Raw genomic sequence first — 18,193 nt, 5'->3', positions numbered from 1 at the left:
TATCATAGCAATTGTTACAAAGCTATTATAAATCTCTCTTTTTTAATAATTGATAAGATAAAAAGATGAAAAGTGCAGACCAACCCAATACAATAGCAATTTCGTACCAGTGTACGGCATAATCATAAGCTATGTCGTTACTATCAGGATATTTAGTCATCGCAATACGCTGTATAGGTTGATCTACCAAATTCCACATAGATTGTAACGGCATGAAGTTATGGATCTTCCACGCTACTTCATTACCTACTTTTGAGTTAAAGAACCAAAAGATCAACCATTCAATTAGAAACTGAATGAATAAAAAAGCTAACGCAAATGCCGAACGCTTAAGTAGCATACCAAAGAACAAACATAGACTAAAAAAGCCCACAAGCTTGACAAAATAAGCTAATAAAAACTCGATTTCTCTTATAATGATGGAAGGTTCTGTATAACTGGAGTATATAAGGCCTATGACAAATGATACCAAGGTTATTAATACTGTGGCACATAATGAAAAAAATACGATCGTATAAAATTTGGATAGAATAAACTCTTTTTTACTAAGACCGTCTATCAAATTTTGCTTTAGCGTTTTGTTACTATATTCATTACCAATCATACTCACTACAACTATCGCAAAGAAAAATTTAAACTGAGCGGCAAAAAACGTCGTAACGTGCCAGATCATTGGAAAATTGAAAATACCTAACTCCCCCAATTCTAGAGTAAAAAGACCAAAGAAATTTATTTTTATCGATGACAATACCAATACAGTAAATGGCAAGATAAAAGATACCAATATGAGAATTCTACTGGTCTTATTGAGCCATAATTTTTGTAATTCTAATTTTAAAAGGCGTAACATATATTGATTGGTTAATTATAGTTTATTGATTATTGAATTTCTGACTGAAATAAGGTCAGCAAATCGATGATTAATTTAAGTTATCGGTTAGTTGTAAGAATTGCTCTTCTAAGCTTTCTTTTCGTTTAACAAGATGTGATAACACAATACCTTCGTCAAACATCATTTTGTTAAAGTCTGAAGCTGACATGGGCTCATTTAAAAATGCCGTAATTAATTCTCCTTCAACTTTTAGTTTTCCAAAGTCTGGATTATTCTCTAGTATTTTAAGAAGCTCATCTTGCTTTTCTGTTTTGAGCTCAAAATAGCCATAACTATTTATCATTTCATCAACTCTTCCTGAGTATAATTTTTCACCCTTTCTTAGGACAACGACATGCGAGCATACTTTTTCGACCTCATCCAACAAGTGCGAGGCTAACAAAATCGTTGTACCATTGGCCGCAATTTCTTTAATGATTTTACGTATTTGATGAATCCCTTGTGGATCTAAACCATTTGTAGGTTCGTCCAATATTAAAATCTCAGGATCGTTTAACAAAGCTGAGGCTATAGCTAAACGTTGTTTCATTCCTAAGGAGTAGGTTTTAAATTGATGATTTTTTCTATCTAACAGCCCAACAACTTCCAATTTTTCATCAATTTTACTGTAATCTACCCCCTTTATTCTGCATACCAATTTAAGGTTTTCTGCAGCAGTCATATAAGGATAAAAGTTTGGGCGTTCTATAATAGCTCCGACTTGTTTTAAAGCATCATGGGTGGTGGTATTGCCATCAAACCAATGAAAGTCTCCACTTGTTTTATTAACCACGTTGAGTACAATACCCAAAGTGGTGGATTTTCCACTGCCATTAGGCCCTAAAATACCGTAAACATTTCCCTTATTAATGGTAAAACTTAGATCTTTTACAGCTGTGAGGTAGCCAAATTTCTTTGTGAGATTATTGATTGTTAGAATGGATTGTTCCAAAATTGATTGGTTTTTAATACTGAAACTTCAGTAATGATTGGTTATGTGAATAAGACGAGCGTCTCTAAATTTTGTTACATAAAAATAAAAAAGCACCAAAATAAGGTGCTTTTAATATTCAATTCCAGTTTTCGTCAAAATCTAGATTATCGTAATCGTCTATATCTAGGTCATCATCAAACTCATTAAAATCTAAATCATCATCAGCCTCAAATGTCTTATCTGGCGCTTCATCTGGTATTTGTCCATGAACAAACATAAGGTTGGGGTAATCCGTACCGACTGCTTCATCCACAATTTCTGCTAATTCCACATAAAAGGTCCACATGCTTAAAAAATCATAGACATAGATGAGTTTTGGTGACGCTTCGTGAACCACATCCTTAATAGTGGTCGTACTCATCATCCTAACCTTATTACCACCTTCACTCATATCCATCATAGCGATTTCCTCACCTTGGTTCCACTCGTCATCACTTATGTAAAAAGAAGCCATTTCCATACCATCAAAACCAAAAGATTGGGTAATAATGTTATGTAAGTCTTCCATAGTGTCTGTTTCACGAATTTCTAAATCGCGAAATACATCGTCTTCTGTGTCATTATCTAAAATGACTCTAAATCTATAAATCATGGTACAAATTTAAACTATTTACTAAAACGGTGCAGTGTAAAAACCATACTACTGAGCAAAATAAATGCAACTACCTGATGCAAAACACCTAGCCATACAGGCACTGCTAATAATAGGGTAAGTACACCAAGAAAAAATTGAATCCCAACCACAAGAAGTAGGCTATTGACACCTAATTTCTGCCATTTTGATATCTCCTTGCGCGTGGCCTTGTACCATATCGCCAAAATGAAAATGACGACAACATAAGCCAATGTTCTGTGTATAAACTGTACACCACTTTTACCTTCAATAAAATTGAGATAGGTTGGGTTTTGTTCGGTGTAAACTGTCTCGTGAATAAATTTACCTTCACTCATAAAGGGCCAATGGTTATGAATCCATCCCGCATCTAATCCAGCAACAAAGGCTCCATAAATAATTTGAATGATTAAAACAACTAGTCCCAATCGTATAAAGTTTCTAAGTTTTGTGTCTACAGCTTTTTTATCTGGAAAGATCAAGTCTAAAGCTACCCAAAAAGTATAGGCAAATGTTAAAAACGCTGTCGTTAAATGTGCTGCTAACCTATAATGGCTAACATCCGGACGGTCTACCAAACCGCTCTTAACCATATACCAACCCAAGAAACCTTGAAATCCTCCCATTAAGAGAAGAACAATGGATTTTTTAATTGTGGATTTAGAAAGTTGTTTTCTAATTAAAAAATAAACAAAAGGAACAATGAACACCAATCCAATAAAACGGCCAATGACGCGATGAATCCATTCCCAGAAATAAATATCTTTAAACTCTTCCAAAGACATACCATAGTTTAATTTTTGATATTCTGGATACTGTTTATACAAATCAAAAGCCTCATTCCACTCGATTTCATTCATGGGAGGGATCACACCGGAAATTAGCTTGTAATTTGAGATGGATAAACCAGAATGTGTTAACCTAGTTATACCACCAACAATAACCATTATAAAAATTAGAATGCAACCAGTAAGTAGCCAGTAAATAACGGTTTTATTATCCTTTTTCATTTTTCTTTCTTTTGCAAATTTTTGTTTTAATCTTGAATAGTTAATCCTAATTTTTTTCCTTTTTCGATCATTAAGTTGTAGGCGGCCTCATGTTCGTTTGGGATATCACCCTCAAGAATCGCTTCCTTTATGGCTTCCTTTATGATTCCTATTTCTCTTGAAGGTTTTAAATTAAAGGCTTTCATAATTTCTTCACCAGAAACAGGTGGCTGAAAATTACGAACACGATCACGTTCTTCAACTTCAACGATCTTATCTCTTACCAACTTAAAGTTGTTATGGTACTTTTTGAATTTTTTAGGGTTTTTGGTGGTGATATCCGCCTCACACAAGGTCATTAAATCATCGACATACTCACCTGCGTCAAATACCAAACGCCTTACTGCCGAATCTGTCACCTCACTAGCCAAAACAATTGGACGAGAACTCATGAGTACCATTTTCTGAACAAATTTCATTTTGTCATTTAATGGCATTTTAAGTCGCTTAAATAATTTGTATACCATCTTAGAACCCACAAACTCATGGGCATGAAACGTCCAGCCAATGGTCTTATGGAATTTTTTGGTTGGAGCCTTTCCGATGTCGTGTAAAAGTGCAGCCCAGCGCAACCACAAATTATCTGTTGTTTTGGCAATATTATCAACAACTTCTAGGGTGTGATAAAAATTATCTTTATGACGTTGTCCCTCAATTTCATCAATACCTTTGAGAGCTGTGAGTTCTGGTAATATATAGCCTAAGAGACCAGTTTTTTCGAGCAAGATAAAACCGATGGAAGGTTGTTTGCTTTCAAGAATTTTATGTAATTCCGTAACAATGCGTTCCTTTGATATTATTTTTATTCGGTCTTTATTGGCCGATATGGCTTTTAGGGACTCTTCTTCAATGTCAAAGTTGAGCTGTGTTGCAAACCTAATGGCTCGCATCATTCTCAAGGGATCGTCACTGTAGGTAATATCTGGATCTAGTGGTGTACGGATTACTCCTTGGTCTAAATCCTTTAATCCGTTGAAAGGATCTATCAGATCGCCAAAATCTTCTTCATTAAGGCTTAGAGCTAAAGCATTGATGGTAAAGTCACGCCGATTTTGGTCATCTTCCAAAGTGCCATTTTCAACTATAGGATTTCTGCTGTCTTCGTTATAACTTTCTTTACGCGCACCTACAAACTCTACTTCAATATCTTCATAGCGCAACATGGCTGTACCGTAAGTTTTAAACACCTGTACTTTAGGGTGATTTGGTAAGTTTTTTGAAACTTCTTCTGCCAAGGCAATACCACTTCCAACCGCAACGATATCAATATCTTTAGTACTTTCGCGTTCTAAAAGATAATCTCTTACGTAACCACCAATAACAAAACACTTTAATTGTAGTGCTTCGGCTGATCGAGAAATAACATCAAATATAGGATGCTTAAGTGCGAGTTTATGATTCATTTTTGTGTATTAAAAATGGTTGTGCAAAGATACGACTTACTGTAATTGTTTTAAAATAGAAATAACCTTTAATACATATTAAAAAGTATTGATATTTTTACAGTCTAACTATAACTAATGAATTTTTTTAAAAGAAAATATTACCAGCTACTTTCAAAACTATTAAAGCACTTGCCTAATGCTGATCTTGCTTTTGTAAAAGCACAATATTACCTTAAAAATGGAAAGCAATTGCATCTTGATCCTCCGACAGAGTTTATGGAAAAATTGCAATGGCTAAAGTTCAACTTATATAATGAAGACTACAAGAATTTTGTAGATAAATACGAAGTGAGAGATTTCGTGAAAAATAAAATTGGTAGTAAGTATCTTGTGGATTTCATTGGTATATATGATAACGTAGAGGATATTGCATTTGATCAATTACCCAACCAATTTGCGTTGAAAGGTACCCATGGGTCTGGTTATAATGTTATTGTAGAAGATAAATCTCGAATAGATATTATTAACGTAAAGCAAAGGCTTAATAAATTTCTAAAATTAAATTATTATCACAAGTACAAAGAGCCGATTTACAGAGCTATAAAACCACGAATTTTAGCAGAACATTACTTAGACCAAACCGATAGCGAAAACATTGTTGACTATAAATTTTTCTGTATTCACGGGGAGCCCAAATATGTTTGGACTAAAACTTTCCATAACGGAAAATACAGAAACTGCTATTATGATTTGAACTGGAAAAAGCTTACAGATGATTCTAATTCAAAAAATTTTCTTGAAGAAGAGTTACCAAAGCCAGATAATTTCGATGAACTTGTAGATATAGCCAAAAGACTGTCTAGTGAATTTATTTTTGTTCGTGTTGATCTATATTCTATAAGTGGAAAACCTTATTTTGGTGAACTCACTTTCTTTCCTTGGGCAGCTTTAAAACGTCTTTCTGTTGAACGCTTGAATAAGGAATTGGGTGACCTTATAAAATTACCTATTAAATCTGATGCTTAGCCAATTCGTCGTACATTTTTTTGGAGATAACCTTTTTTGTAAAATTATCTAAAAGATACTGATAGCCATGTTCTGTAAAGGATTTTTGTAGGTCGCTATCTTCAATTAATACTATTACTTTTTCAGCAAAATCTTTGGCATTACCAACTTCTGCGAGTAAACCGGTTTTACCATTAACTACAACTTCTGATATTCCGCCAGCATCCGCCGCCACAATAGGTACTTTACAAGCATAGGACTCTAATAAAACACCGCCTGTCGGCTCATTGTTAGAGGTAAAAAGAAATACATCGAACTCGGGTAAAATCTCAGGAACATCACGTCTAAAGCCCGTGAAAATGATGTGTTCTGTAAGTCCCTTTTCTTCAACATAGTTTTTTATATCCTCTTCTAGGCTGCCTTTACCAACGAGCACATACTTGGCTTTCACTTTATTTTCCTTTACTAATATTTCAACCGTGTCTACCCAAGTATAATGGTCTTTAAAGCCAGTGAATTCGGCAATATTACCTATTATTTTATAATCTTTTGGTATATTGAATTCCCTATGTAATAGACCTGAAGCATTCTGTTTTTTGAATTTATTGACATCTGTAACACTGCCAATAACCGTAAAACGACTATGATCTTTGACGGCAAATTTTAAGGATTCTACCACAGGTTGCGACACACATATAATTTTTTTGATGCCTTTGTAGTTGTATTTCCATTTTCTAAAGAAATTGGTGTCAACACGTTTTATTAGTGTTCTACAAAGTACCAAAGGGACCTTCATTCTAAAAATAAAATGTGCTAAAACTGCCAACGTATGGGCTTTACTACTATGGATAAAAATAACAGTAGCTCTTTTTTCCTCTGCAAGTTTCTTAAATGTTTTGGCGTATGATAAACTGTATTCAGATTTGTAATCAAAGGGAATGACCTGCATACCTTTGCCGGTCGCGACACGCTCTATTTCAGAACCAGATGGGCAGACAATCCACTGATCTTCGACATAGCCTTCAGCTTTAAAAGCCTCGTATAGATAAATGATTTTTTGTTCGTGTCCTCTCCAACCATTGGAGGCGGTAAACTGAATTAAACGCATGTAAGTTTAGTTATGGATTCAAAAGTAAGGATTAAAAATTACTCTGTTTCTGAATGTATAAAATGAGGTCAATTTATTTTATTTCAGATTGAAAACTTTATTTAATCTTGTAAAGACCCAAAGCCTTTTTAAACTTTTTACTCGCTAAAACATAGTTGACATAGCATTTATTTTTAAAGCTTAAATACCTCCATTTGTCATGTGAAATAATCTCGTTGGTGACTTTGTTGTCTATGTGTTCAGACACTTTAAAATTTGCTCTAATTGTCTCCCAGGCTACATTGTCATAGCCATCAAACTCATTGACTTTGTTTTTTTCGTGGATGATTGACATCCATAGACGCTTATCAGCAATTTCTATTCGTCTGGATTCTTTTTTCCACATGTTATGGTCACTAAACCAAACGGTCTTTGGATTATCATTTTTTTCGATAAGACTGATAAAGGGATTAAAAATGTGCTCCTTTTTACCCAGCATAATTTCGGGCGAAATTTGTAGTGAGTAGCCTTTTAAAATGTCAATGGCCATAAAATCTTGTGATTGAAATTGAGATTGAATGGTATCGATATAATCTCTATGAATGCAATCGTCGTTATCTATGCGTGAAGTAATTATATAATCTGAGTCCTTGCTATCTTCAATGATATAATCTTTGATGGAGCTGTGAAAAGCATCCATACCATCTATATAAAATGGCTTAAAATGTGTGTAAGGTTGAAGAAGTTTTTCGATTTCTGATTTAAAATCTTGATCCGTTGTGATATCAAAAAACAAAAGCCATTTAAAATTGGTATTGGATTGATTGGCTACAGATGGCAAACAAAAATTACTGAACAAACCAATACGATGGGTCATCCATTCACGAGTTAAGAGTGTTTCGTTGTTCTTGGTAAATTCCCAATTCTTATTTCTAAGATTAAAACGTGTAATAAGATAATGCTTGTACATAGCCTCTGGTTGAATGTTGGCAAAATTAAAGAATTAAATACCTACTTTTGCAGGTAATTAAAGCTATTTATGTCTGTAAGGATTAAAATTCATAAAAATTCAGAACTCACTAAGCCCTTGATTTTAGAAACACTTAATCGGTTTTCTAAAGAGGGAGAACTCATTGGTACAGGCTATAGAAATGTGATTAAGATCCTGGAAATTGATGGCGTGAAGTATAACATAAAAGGATTTAAAGTCCCTAATGTTATAAATAAAATTGTCTACCGATTTTTTAGAAAAAGTAAAGCTGAGCGTTCTTTTTTGTATGCAGATAAACTTTTGGAGGCAGGAATTTTGACTCCAAGTCCAGAAGCATATGTAGAGTTTACATCGTTATTTGTTTTTGGTAAAAGTTATTACATCAGTAAACAATTGGACTATGATTTTACAATACGTAAACTGATTGACGAGCCACAATGTGAGGATTATGATAATATCTTGAGACAATTTACACAGTTTACGTTTCAGCTGCATGAAAAAGGAATTCATTTTTTAGATCATTCCCCAGGAAACACCCTTATAAAGCAAACATCAGATGGTTATGATTTTTATCTGGTAGACCTGAATCGGATGGAATTTAAAACCTTGTCTTATGATGAGCGTTTGGCCAATTTTGCGCGATTATCCCCAAAGGATTATATGCTAGATATTATAAGTGATGAATATGCAAAACTTATTAACAAACCACATAATGAGTTAAGGGAGCGTATGTATTATTTTTCTGAAAAATTTTCTTCAGGTTTTAAAAAGAAGGAAGCCTTTAAAAAGAAATATTATTTCTGGAGGAAGAAAAAAAGTTAATTACCAGTCTTATAAATTTCTCGTAACTTTGAATATTTCAAAAAGGTAATGTTTGCAGTTTGTACGCAAATAACAAACCCATTAAATCCATCTAAAAATCCAAGTCTTAAAATATAGGACTTAATGAACGCCCAGGTAGGATTCCAGATAATTTTCCATATCGGTGCCGCTTTACCTTTGTCATAATAGGCTTTTGCAGCGATGGTTGAGAAATATTCAGTTTTCTTGTTGAATTCAGAGTAAGTTTGATAGGTCCAATGTAAAATATCACCTTTTAAATGACCGCTCTTAGTTTTACTATCATGAAACTGTACATTATCATGTGGATTAATACCTGTCCATTTCGCCTTGGTTTTATCAAAAACACGCAATTTTTTATTGGGATACCAATCGCTGTATTTTATCCATTGACCACAAAAGTTATTAAACCGGTTGGCATAATACCCATCAAATTTCCAATTGGTCTTTATTTCAATGATGGATTTTTGAAGTGCTTCAGAAAGGGCCTCATCTCCATCCAAAGACACCACATGCTTGTAAGTGGTTTGTTCTAAAGCAAAGTTTTTTTGTTCAATATAGCCTAGAAATTCTTGCTCTATAAAGGTGACATTGAATTTTTTACAAATGGCCTTAGTGTTATCAGTAGAGTAGGAGTCTACTACCACTATTTCATCAACCACATTGACTAAGGATTGTAAACAGCGCTCCATATTCCGTTCTTCATTAAATGTAATAATAACACCAGAGAGTTTTAGCATACTTATCATTTCAGTTTTGTAAAAATAGTATTTTTGTGTTTATGCAATCACCGGTTCAGGCGTCAGTTATTATTAGTACTTACAATCAACCAAAATGGTTAGAATTGGTATTGTATAGCTATGATCTTCAGACGGTCTCTAGTTTTGAGTTGATTATAGCTGATGACGGTTCAGATGAAAGCACGAAAGCTGTTATTGATGCCTTTAAAACCTCTTCAAAATTAAGTGTCACTCACGTTTGGCAAAAGGATGAAGGGTTTCAGAAAACCAAAATCCTTAATAAAGCGATTATGGCATCCAATTCAGACTATCTCATATTTACGGATGGTGACTGTATTGCAAGAAGGGATTTTGTTGAAACACACTTAAAGTTAAAACGACCAAATTGTGCACTTTCGGGTGGTTATTTTAAGTTGTCCGAAACTATTTCCAAAACACTTTCCAAAACAGAAATCAAAAATCAGAAATGTTTTGACGCCAATTGGTTGGTCGCCAAAGGTCAGCCTAAAACGTTTAAGCTTAATAAATTAACAAAGTCTAATATTAAAGCGAAGCTACTTAATGTATTCACACCAACTAAAGCGACGTTTGACGGCATGAACGTGTCTTGCTTTAAAAAAGATATCATTGCTGTCAATGGTTTTGACGAGCGTATGAAGTATGGTGGAGAAGATCGGGAAGTTGGTGAACGCATGATGAATAATGGCATCAAGTTTCTGCAAGTGCGGTATAGTACGATTTGTGTACATTTGCACCACGAAAGACCTTATAAAAACCTTGAATCTGAAAGGAATAACAAGAAGATTCGACAAGAAACAAAAAAGAGTAAATCAACGTATACCGAATTTGGTATCAATAAATAAATTATGGCATTACCTAAAATTACAGTTATTATTGCCACCTATAATAAAACCGATTGGTTAGAAAAAGTGTTGTACGGTTACAGTGTGCAGACTTACAAGGATTTTGACATTATTATTGCAGATGATGGCTCAACCAATGAAACCAAAGAATTAATAGATCGGTTTAAGCGAGATTATCCTGTAGAAATCACACATGCATGGCATGAAGATAAAGGATATAGACGTCAAAAAATATTGAATGAAGCCATTGTTATAGCTAAGCATGACTATATATTATTTACGGATGGCGACTGTATTCCTCGTGAAGATTTTGTTGAAACCCATGCGAAGCAGGCGGAAAAAGGCTATTTTCTATCTGGGGGTTATTGTAAACTACCTATGGATATTAGTGAAGCTATAGCGGAAGATGATATAAAATCCAAACGTTGTTTCGAGGTAAAATGGTTAAAGCAACAAGGAGAATTAGGTGGAAAAAATAAGTTGAAGCTTTCTGCTAAAAACGGTTTAGCCAATTTTCTGGATGTAGTCACACCAACAGGCGCCACATTTAACAATTGTAATTCTTCGGCATGGAAATCTGATTTATTGGCTATAAATGGCTACGATGAACGTATGCAGTATGGTGGACCAGATAGAGAGTTGGGTGAGCGTTTAATCAACAATGGTATTAAAACTAAACAAATACGTTATAAAGCAATTTGTTTGCATCTCGATCATGCTCGTGGCTATAAAACCAAGGAATCCTTAGATAGAAATTTGGCTATACGTGCAACTACAAAAAAGGAAAATAAAAAGTGGACCGAATTCGGTATCAAAAAGGGCTAGTTTTAAAGGTTGTTTAAAAATTTTACCAAGCTGTTTTCAAAATAAGAAGGTTTAAATTTTGAATATAAATCAGAAGCTTTAGATTTTAACTCTTTAGGGTGCTTAACATCTGAATATGGTTGATTGTCAAAATCCTTAAGGTGAACCGAAACGTGTTTTTTACCATCGTCAAACATATTCCAAGCTTCTTTTTTTATCCATGGCGAAAAAATGGTGAATGTTGGAATATGTAAGGCCTTTGCCATATTTATAGCACCGCCCTCGTTGCCAATAAGTGCAGTACAATGATGAGTGATGGCCAGAAAATCTCTCAAACTTTTGCCAAAAACCTCAAAGTAGATGTGTTTTTTAGTTTCAGTTGAGCACAATTCTAAAATTGCTCTGGCATCAGCCTCTTGTTTGGGGATGTAGTTAAATAAAATCTGACATTCCGGTTGCGTTTTTACAAGGGTATCTATCACTGAAGCCATATAATCAAAAGGGTAGGTTTTGTTGGCTCCACTGCCCAAAACTCCAGTCATATACAGTGGTTTGTGGGTTTTAATATGATTTGACTCTAAAAAGGTTATGGCTGCAGCTTTTTCTTCTTCGGTTAGATATATTTTTGGTCTTACAATTTTGGCGGTATCTATTCCTAAAGGTTGCAGTAGTTGCAATCGATTCTCTATAGCTAAGCCTGCGTTGGTATCTGCTTTTGCCTTGTGTTTAAATAAGTGTGAGTACAATAACTTATTTCTGCCTTTATCTATAGAGACTTTAATGTTTGCTTTAGAAAATAATGAGATGATATTACTCGATAACTTAGAGTAGACATCTATAACAACATCATAGTTTTCCTTTCTAAGTTGTCTAGCCAATTTGAAGACTTTTATAATACTCTTTTCATGTTCTGGTGTAAAGAACTGAATTTTATCAATAAAAGGATTTTGATCTATAACAGGAAGGGTATGCGTATTAATGAGATAGTGTAACTCGGCATCAGGATTATGATGTTTAATAGCTTCAAATAAAATGCTTGAAGCTAAAACATCGCCAATCATTTTCTGTTGTATAATTAAAATTTTCATTCTGAAAAGTTAAAATGTACCAAGGTCATTTCACTATTAAAGCACAAAGTTTATCAAACGGCTACACCATACTCGCGTAGAGCATCGTTTAAAGAGGTTTTCTTATCTGTACTTTCTTTGCGTTTACCAATAATTAACGCACATGGTACTTGATAGTCTCCTGCGGCAAACTTTTTGGTATAACTGCCAGGTATTACTACTGAACGCGCAGGAACTTTACCTTTCATTTCAACTGGTTCATCACCTATTACATCTATAATTTTAGTGCTCATCGTTAGCACTACATTAGCACCGAGAACAGCTTCTTTTTCCACATGTACACCTTCAACAACAATACATCGGCTACCTATAAAGGCACCATCTTCAATAATTACAGGTGATGCCTGTAGAGGTTCTAAAACCCCACCAATACCAACACCACCGGAAAGATGTACATTTTTCCCGATCTGTGCACAGCTACCAACAGTCGCCCAGGTATCTACCATGGTGCCTTCATCTACATAAGCACCAATGTTTACATAACTTGGCATCATAATTACACCTTTAGAAATGTAAGCTCCATGTCTTGCAACGGCATGCGGTACCACTCTAATGCCCTTTTCCATATAATTACGTTTTAATGGAATTTTGTCGTGGTACTCAAAAATACCCACTTCGAAGGTTTCCATTTTCTGAATTGGGAAGTAGAGTACTACTGCTTTTTTTACCCATTCGTTTACCTTCCATCCATTTTCGGTCGGTTCTGCAACACGCAGTGTCCCTGCGTCGATAAGGTCAATGACACTTCTTATGGCATCTATGGTAACATGATTGGTTAATAGGGAGCGGTCTTCCCAAGCATTTTCTATAACGGTTTGTAATTGTTTCATCAGTATAAAAATTTTATCAAAGATAAGCTGATAAATAGCCTTGGTAAAATATTTTTTATTCGAATTGTAACGGAATCATCAATGAGGTGTCATAATCCTGTTAAATGCAGCCTAAATTTATTTCATATAAATGTATCTGAGTATTTAATTAATAGCTAATTTAAAAACGCTTCTTTTTATGAAGAAGCGTTTTTTATTACACTATCTTTGCAACCATGGGAAGAATTTTAGCCATAGATTACGGTACAAAACGAACAGGATTAGCGGTCACTGACCCAATGCAAATTATTGCTTCGGGTTTAACAACGGTCGATACAAAGGAACTAATTCAGTATTTAAAAACTTATGTTACCACTGAAGAGGTTGAAAAATTTGTTGTTGGTGAGCCAAAACAGATGGATAACACGGCATCAGAAAGTGAAGTGCATATCCAAAAGTTTTTAGAAAAATTAAGTAAAGAATTTACGAATATTCCCATTGTACGAGTAGATGAACGTTTCACTTCTAAGATGGCGTTTCAAACCATGATAGATAGTGGTTTAAAGAAAAAACAAAGACAAAATAAGGCACTAGTAGATGAAATAAGTGCGACCTTAATATTGCAAAGTTATTTAGCTTCAAATTCTTAAATAAGAATTGTACTTTTGCATCCGAAAACAACGATATTATGATATTACCAATAGTTGCATATGGCGATGCTGTTTTGAAGAAAAAGGCAAAGGAAATTGATAAGGACTATCCTAATCTTAATGACCTCATAGAAAACATGTATGAGACCATGTATGGTGCTTATGGTGTTGGCTTAGCGGCACCACAAGTTGGTTTGCCAATACGTTTGTTTTTAGTAGATACAGAACCATTTTCCGAAGATGAAGATTTGTCCGATAAAGAAAAAGAGCAAATGAAGAATTTTAAGAAGACATTCATCAATGCTCAAATTTTAGAAGAAGAAGGAGATGAATGGGCTTTTAATGAAGGCTGTTTAAGTATACCAGATGTTAGGGAAGATGTTTTTAGAAAGCCAAAAATCAAGATTCAGTATCAAGATGAAAATTTTGAAACACATGTTGAGGAATATGACGGTTTAATTGCCAGAGTTATTCAACATGAATACGATCATATAGAGGGTGTATTATTCACAGATAAACTTTCATCCTTTAAAAAACGTTTGATTAAAGGGAAGTTAACAAACATTTCAAAAGGAAAAATTAAAATAGATTACAAAATGCGTTTTCCTGCAATGAGCAGAAAGCGTTAATACAAAATATATGGGTTTAGATAAGATTTTAGCTATTTCTGGAAAGCCAGGATTATATGAAATTGTAGCACAAACAAGAACAGGAGCCGTTGTACAGTCACTCTTAGACAAAAAAAGAATTACGGTTGGTGCACACAGTAATATTAGTATTTTAAGCGAAATAGCTATATATACTTTAACGGAAGAAATCCCGCTAAGAGATGTTCTTAAAAAGATAAAGGATAAAGAAAATGGAGAGCAAACCTCCATTAGTCATAAGGATGGTAAAGATACTTTAGAAGAATATTTCTTTGAGGTTTTACCAGATTATGATGAAGACCGTGTTTATCCATCAGATATAAAAAAGGTAGTGCAGTGGTACAACTTACTTCACAAAAACAATCTTTTAGACACACTAGAAGCTGAATTAGAGGCTGAATCTTCAGAGGAAGAAGAATAAACTATGTCAAACAAAACCAACCAATTAAAGGCCTTTGAGCGTTTGCTTGTTATTATGGATGAGTTGCGAGAGCAATGTCCTTGGGATAAAAAGCAGACCATGGAGTCGCTTCGCCATCTTACTATTGAAGAAGTATATGAGCTGGGTGATGCCATATTGGAAAATGATTTAGATGAGGTTAAAAAAGAGTTGGGAGATGTGTTATTGCACATTGTATTTTATTCTAAAATTGGTAGTGAAACCAACAACTTTGATATTGCAGATGTCTGTAACAGTATTTGCGATAAGTTAATAGAGCGTCATCCACACATCTATGGTGATGTAAAAGTAGAAAACGAGGAAGAGGTAAAACGTAACTGGGAACAACTAAAACTTAAAGAGGGCAAGAAAAGTGTTTTGGAAGGGGTGCCAAAAAGTTTGCCAGCTATGGTAAAAGCCAATCGCATACAAGATAAAGTGGCTGGTGTTGGTTTTGATTGGGAACAACCCGAACAAGTCTTTGAAAAAGTAGAAGAGGAGCTAGCAGAACTAAAATCTGAGATTGCCAAAGGTGACAAGGATGCTATTGAGAGTGAGTTTGGTGATGTGTTATTTTCAATGATTAATTACGCACGTTTTCTTAGAGTGAATCCCGAAAATGCTTTAGAGCGTACTAACAAGAAATTCATTAAACGCTTTCAATACCTTGAAAGCAAATCGAAAGCGCTGAATAAATCGCTAAAAGATATGACCTTATCTGAAATGGATATTTTTTGGGAAGAGGCAAAGTCCCTTTAATCATTTGAAATTCTGCGATTGTTTCAGAATTTAATATCTATAATGTTAAAATTCCCTAAAAACAAAATCACAAACATCTAAACCGAAATTTCCCACGTAAATAAAGAATATAAAAGCGAAAGTTTTTATAGTCTTAATAAAAATCTTAATTATTTTTAAGCGGTTGTAATTAAGGTTAATTTAGTTTAGTTAGGGCAAAACCCATCTGTTAGTATCAGATGGGTTTTGGTTTTTTAAATATTTGAGTGAGGTTTATTCTACTTCACCTTTGTTTTTAATCTTTTTCCCAATGGCATAGCTTACCATGGCAATTAAACCCGATATTACAACAGATGTCCAATCTATACCTGAATTTGGGTTTTTCATAAGTATAGTATAGGTAATATAAGCCGCCGTTGGAAAAGCAATAATGAAGTTTCCTAATAGTTTGTTGTCCATAAATTAACTATACATCTCGCGTACCTTAGTTAACTTGGCTTTCCAGGTGTCTAGTTCTTTTTTATGCTTATCTATATTTTTATGTACATCCTTAACCAAGGGATTGTCTGAGTCTACATTAGTAAAGAACTGTAAATTATTCTCCAATTGGGTGATTTCAGATTTCACTTCTCCTATTTTTTTACGGATAAAGTTTTGTTCGTTATCTAAAAGTCTGGTATCCTCATCGTTGTTGGCCAAGTTTTCAAGTTTACTTTCAAACTTTACCATTTCCAATTTAGACTTTTCCATTTTTAGTTTATCAAACGCCTCGTCGATAGCTTTATAAAACTTCCCGTCTATATAACGCTTATTTTGTGGTACATGGCCAATGGCTTTCCAATCGGCAATTCTAGTTTTTAGAGTTTCCACATCTGCATTGTTGTCACCCGATAGTTTTAAAGAATTGAGTTCTTCAAGCAGCTTTACCTTTTTATCAAACGCATCGTACAAGTGCTGGTTTTTCTCCTTCCGTTGAGCGTGCATTCTGTCAAAATAGTGATTGCAAGCGTTTTTAAATTGCTTCCAGATTTTGTCACTATCGCGTCTTGGTACGTGACCAATTTTCTTCCAATCACTTTGAATTTTTTTCATTAAAGGAGTTACCACGGCAAAATCATCACTGTCCTTGTTCTCTTCGGCGATTTTTATTAGCTCTTTCTTCTTTTGTAGATTTTCGTATTGGTCTTTCTTTAGATCTTTGTAAAACTTGTTTTTGCCTCGATTAAAAGTTCTTACCGCGTCCTTAAATTTTGCCCAAGTCGCTTCATTGACCTTTAAAGGTACTTTACCAGCATTGAAAAAGGATTCGCGTAACGCTTCGACCTCCTTTATCTTTTTTTGCCAGGCACCGTGAGAATTAGCTTTATCTTCTCCAATATCTTGGATTTTAGCTATAATTTCCTCTTTCTTTTCTAGATTTTTTTCATAAGCTTTATCTAAATCGGCATAATAGGCCTGTCGCTTATCATGTATGGTTTTTGTAGCATTACTAAATCGCTCCCAAATCTCTTCTCTATGTTCTTTAGCAACAGGGCCTAGCTCTTCTTTCCAGAGTTTATGAAGGACTTGTAATTCCCTAAATGCACGATTGACGTTCTCGTCTTTGGCAAGTTCCTCGGCACGTTCTATGATTTTTAGTTTTTGCTCATAGTTGTGCTTAAAGTCCATGTCTCGCAAATCGTTGTTAAGATGCAAGAAATCGTAAAAGCGTTCTACATGATGATGGTAGGTGTTCCAGGCGTTGTTATACTTATCTCTTGGAATAGGACCTGCATTACGCCATTTTTCTTGAAGTTCTTTGAAGGTTTTATAAGTCGTACCCATATTTTCCTCCACAGAAAGAAGTCCTTTAATTTCTTCTATAATTGCTAACCTGTTTTCTAAGTTTTGTTTCAGGTTTTGCTCACGTTCTTTATAATACGCGCTGATGGATTGTTTGTAGTCTTTATAGAGCTGACTGAACAGTTTTTTAGTATCGTTAGTGTAGTAAAAATCTATTTCATTACCTCCCTCTTCTAAAAACTCTTCTTTTTTCTCTTCTAATAATTCACTGAACTTTGCATTGAATTCAGCTTTTATTTCATTGACTTGCTTTGAAATGGTTTGAATTTTGTGATGCTTTAAAAGTCTATTGAGCTCTTCAGCTAAAGCTTGCATAGACATAGCATGGTAGTCTTTTTCCTCTACGTCATGGCGCTCGGCATTAGATTCATCTTCTGCATCCTCGGCATTTGAAGCCTCAATTTCAGAATGGGCTTCACTATCTTTTTCGTTACTCGTAGATACGTCAGTAATCTTGGACCCTTTATCTCCTTCCGTCTTATTTTCTACCTCAGGAGATATGTCTTCTTTAGGATTAGATACTTTAGTTTCTACTTCTTTTTTTCCGTCTGCATCTTGCAGGTTATCATTCTCAGACATAAGTCAAATTATTTTAAGAGGTTAAAGATACTAACAACTCCCTTAAATACAAAGGAATTACAGTATCTTGAATTCATGGCGGCAGAATTGGTGGTAGTTAAGTTTTTTAGGAAGGTTTAG

Annotated in this window: 20 protein-coding genes; 8 read left to right on the top strand and 12 right to left on the bottom strand. The window is 34.5% G+C overall.

Annotated elements, in window-relative coordinates; genetic code table 11:
- Positions 1–25: 25 nt before the first annotated feature.
- The 5 genes from ACFQ1K_RS05050 to ACFQ1K_RS05030 form a co-directional block, all read right to left on the bottom strand.
- Positions 26–850 carry an ABC transporter permease gene (locus ACFQ1K_RS05050; RefSeq protein ID WP_320556415.1) on the bottom strand — a complete coding sequence of 275 codons (825 nt, stop codon included), beginning with the start codon at positions 848–850 and terminating at the stop codon, positions 26–28.
- Positions 851–920: 70 nt separating this feature from the next.
- Positions 921–1,823 (bottom strand): ABC transporter ATP-binding protein, encoded by a 903-nt coding sequence (locus tag ACFQ1K_RS05045; protein ID WP_320556416.1) that lies wholly within the window; start codon positions 1,821–1,823, stop codon positions 921–923.
- Positions 1,824–1,941: 118 nt separating this feature from the next.
- Positions 1,942–2,457 (bottom strand): IS1096 element passenger TnpR family protein, encoded by a 516-nt coding sequence (locus ACFQ1K_RS05040; RefSeq protein WP_320556417.1) that lies wholly within the window; start codon positions 2,455–2,457, stop codon positions 1,942–1,944.
- 14 nt (positions 2,458–2,471) lie between these two features.
- The gene (locus tag ACFQ1K_RS05035; RefSeq protein ID WP_320556418.1) at positions 2,472–3,488 is read right to left on the bottom strand and encodes a COX15/CtaA family protein; all 1,017 of its coding nucleotides are present in this window, start codon (positions 3,486–3,488) and stop codon (positions 2,472–2,474) included.
- A 26-nt stretch (positions 3,489–3,514) separates the two neighbouring features.
- Complete coding sequence (locus ACFQ1K_RS05030; protein ID WP_320556419.1) at positions 3,515–4,930, bottom strand: CCA tRNA nucleotidyltransferase; 1,416 nt, start codon at positions 4,928–4,930, stop codon at positions 3,515–3,517.
- Between the two features lie 117 nt (positions 4,931–5,047).
- Between ACFQ1K_RS05030 and ACFQ1K_RS05025 the strand changes: the two genes are divergently transcribed.
- Positions 5,048–5,938 carry an ATP-grasp fold amidoligase family protein gene (locus ACFQ1K_RS05025; RefSeq protein WP_320556420.1) on the top strand — a complete coding sequence of 297 codons (891 nt, stop codon included), beginning with the start codon at positions 5,048–5,050 and terminating at the stop codon, positions 5,936–5,938.
- Here ACFQ1K_RS05025 and ACFQ1K_RS05020 read toward each other — a convergent pair.
- Positions 5,922–7,025 (bottom strand): glycosyltransferase family 4 protein, encoded by a 1,104-nt coding sequence (locus tag ACFQ1K_RS05020; protein WP_320556421.1) that lies wholly within the window; start codon positions 7,023–7,025, stop codon positions 5,922–5,924. The genes ACFQ1K_RS05025 and ACFQ1K_RS05020 overlap by 17 nt on opposite strands.
- Before the next feature lie 97 nt (positions 7,026–7,122).
- On the bottom strand, positions 7,123–7,974 hold the full coding sequence (locus ACFQ1K_RS05015) for a glycosyltransferase (protein ID WP_320556422.1): 852 nt from the start codon (positions 7,972–7,974) through the stop codon (positions 7,123–7,125).
- A 69-nt stretch (positions 7,975–8,043) separates the two neighbouring features.
- Here ACFQ1K_RS05015 and ACFQ1K_RS05010 point away from each other — a divergent pair, with 69 nt between their 5' ends.
- On the top strand, positions 8,044–8,817 hold the full coding sequence (locus ACFQ1K_RS05010) for a lipopolysaccharide kinase InaA family protein (protein WP_320556423.1): 774 nt from the start codon (positions 8,044–8,046) through the stop codon (positions 8,815–8,817).
- On the opposite strand, the gene ACFQ1K_RS05005 is transcribed toward ACFQ1K_RS05010, so the two are convergent.
- On the bottom strand, positions 8,814–9,575 hold the full coding sequence (locus ACFQ1K_RS05005; RefSeq protein WP_320556424.1) for a glycosyltransferase family 2 protein: 762 nt from the start codon (positions 9,573–9,575) through the stop codon (positions 8,814–8,816). The genes ACFQ1K_RS05010 and ACFQ1K_RS05005 overlap by 4 nt on opposite strands.
- A 41-nt stretch (positions 9,576–9,616) precedes the next feature.
- On the opposite strand from ACFQ1K_RS05005, the gene ACFQ1K_RS05000 reads away from it, so the two are divergent.
- Both ACFQ1K_RS05000 and ACFQ1K_RS04995 read left to right on the top strand, forming a co-directional pair.
- Positions 9,617–10,438 carry a glycosyltransferase family 2 protein gene (locus tag ACFQ1K_RS05000; protein ID WP_320556425.1) on the top strand — a complete coding sequence of 274 codons (822 nt, stop codon included), beginning with the start codon at positions 9,617–9,619 and terminating at the stop codon, positions 10,436–10,438.
- Between the two features lie 3 nt (positions 10,439–10,441).
- On the top strand, positions 10,442–11,263 hold the full coding sequence (locus ACFQ1K_RS04995) for a glycosyltransferase family 2 protein (RefSeq protein ID WP_320556426.1): 822 nt from the start codon (positions 10,442–10,444) through the stop codon (positions 11,261–11,263).
- A 2-nt stretch (positions 11,264–11,265) separates the two neighbouring features.
- Here the strand turns inward: ACFQ1K_RS04995 and ACFQ1K_RS04990 are convergent, their stop codons facing one another.
- Positions 11,266–12,330: a glycosyltransferase family 9 protein gene (locus tag ACFQ1K_RS04990; protein WP_320556427.1), complete on the bottom strand. Its 1,065-nt coding sequence runs from the start codon at positions 12,328–12,330 to the stop codon at positions 11,266–11,268.
- 53 nt (positions 12,331–12,383) lie between these two features.
- Complete coding sequence (locus ACFQ1K_RS04985) at positions 12,384–13,199, bottom strand: 2,3,4,5-tetrahydropyridine-2,6-dicarboxylate N-succinyltransferase (RefSeq protein ID WP_320556428.1); 816 nt, start codon at positions 13,197–13,199, stop codon at positions 12,384–12,386.
- Between the two features lie 215 nt (positions 13,200–13,414).
- Between ACFQ1K_RS04985 and ruvX the strand changes: the two genes are divergently transcribed.
- Genes ruvX through mazG form a run of 4 tightly spaced genes read left to right on the top strand, consistent with a single transcriptional unit; the run spans position 13,415 to position 15,673 of the window.
- Complete coding sequence (ruvX, locus tag ACFQ1K_RS04980; protein WP_320556429.1) at positions 13,415–13,828, top strand: Holliday junction resolvase RuvX; 414 nt, start codon at positions 13,415–13,417, stop codon at positions 13,826–13,828.
- 38 nt (positions 13,829–13,866) lie between these two features.
- Positions 13,867–14,457: a peptide deformylase gene (gene def, locus ACFQ1K_RS04975; protein WP_320556430.1), complete on the top strand. Its 591-nt coding sequence runs from the start codon at positions 13,867–13,869 to the stop codon at positions 14,455–14,457.
- Positions 14,458–14,467: 10 nt separating this feature from the next.
- The gene (locus ACFQ1K_RS04970; protein ID WP_320556431.1) at positions 14,468–14,896 is read left to right on the top strand and encodes a DUF5606 family protein; all 429 of its coding nucleotides are present in this window, start codon (positions 14,468–14,470) and stop codon (positions 14,894–14,896) included.
- 3 nt (positions 14,897–14,899) lie between these two features.
- On the top strand, positions 14,900–15,673 hold the full coding sequence (gene mazG / locus ACFQ1K_RS04965; RefSeq protein ID WP_320556432.1) for a nucleoside triphosphate pyrophosphohydrolase: 774 nt from the start codon (positions 14,900–14,902) through the stop codon (positions 15,671–15,673).
- Between the two features lie 252 nt (positions 15,674–15,925).
- Here mazG and ACFQ1K_RS04960 read toward each other — a convergent pair whose 3' ends face one another.
- On the bottom strand, positions 15,926–16,111 hold the full coding sequence (locus tag ACFQ1K_RS04960; protein ID WP_320556433.1) for a hypothetical protein: 186 nt from the start codon (positions 16,109–16,111) through the stop codon (positions 15,926–15,928).
- Positions 16,112–16,114: 3 nt separating this feature from the next.
- The gene (locus ACFQ1K_RS04955) at positions 16,115–18,073 is read right to left on the bottom strand and encodes a DUF349 domain-containing protein (RefSeq protein WP_320556434.1); all 1,959 of its coding nucleotides are present in this window, start codon (positions 18,071–18,073) and stop codon (positions 16,115–16,117) included.
- Positions 18,074–18,193: the final 120 nt, after the last annotated feature.

Source organism: Winogradskyella aquimaris (assembly GCF_042676105.1).
Classification (GTDB): Bacteria; Bacteroidota; Bacteroidia; order Flavobacteriales; family Flavobacteriaceae; genus Winogradskyella; species Winogradskyella aquimaris.
Note: the sequence above shows the minus strand (reverse complement) of the source record. Positions and strands in the feature narration are given on the sequence as shown.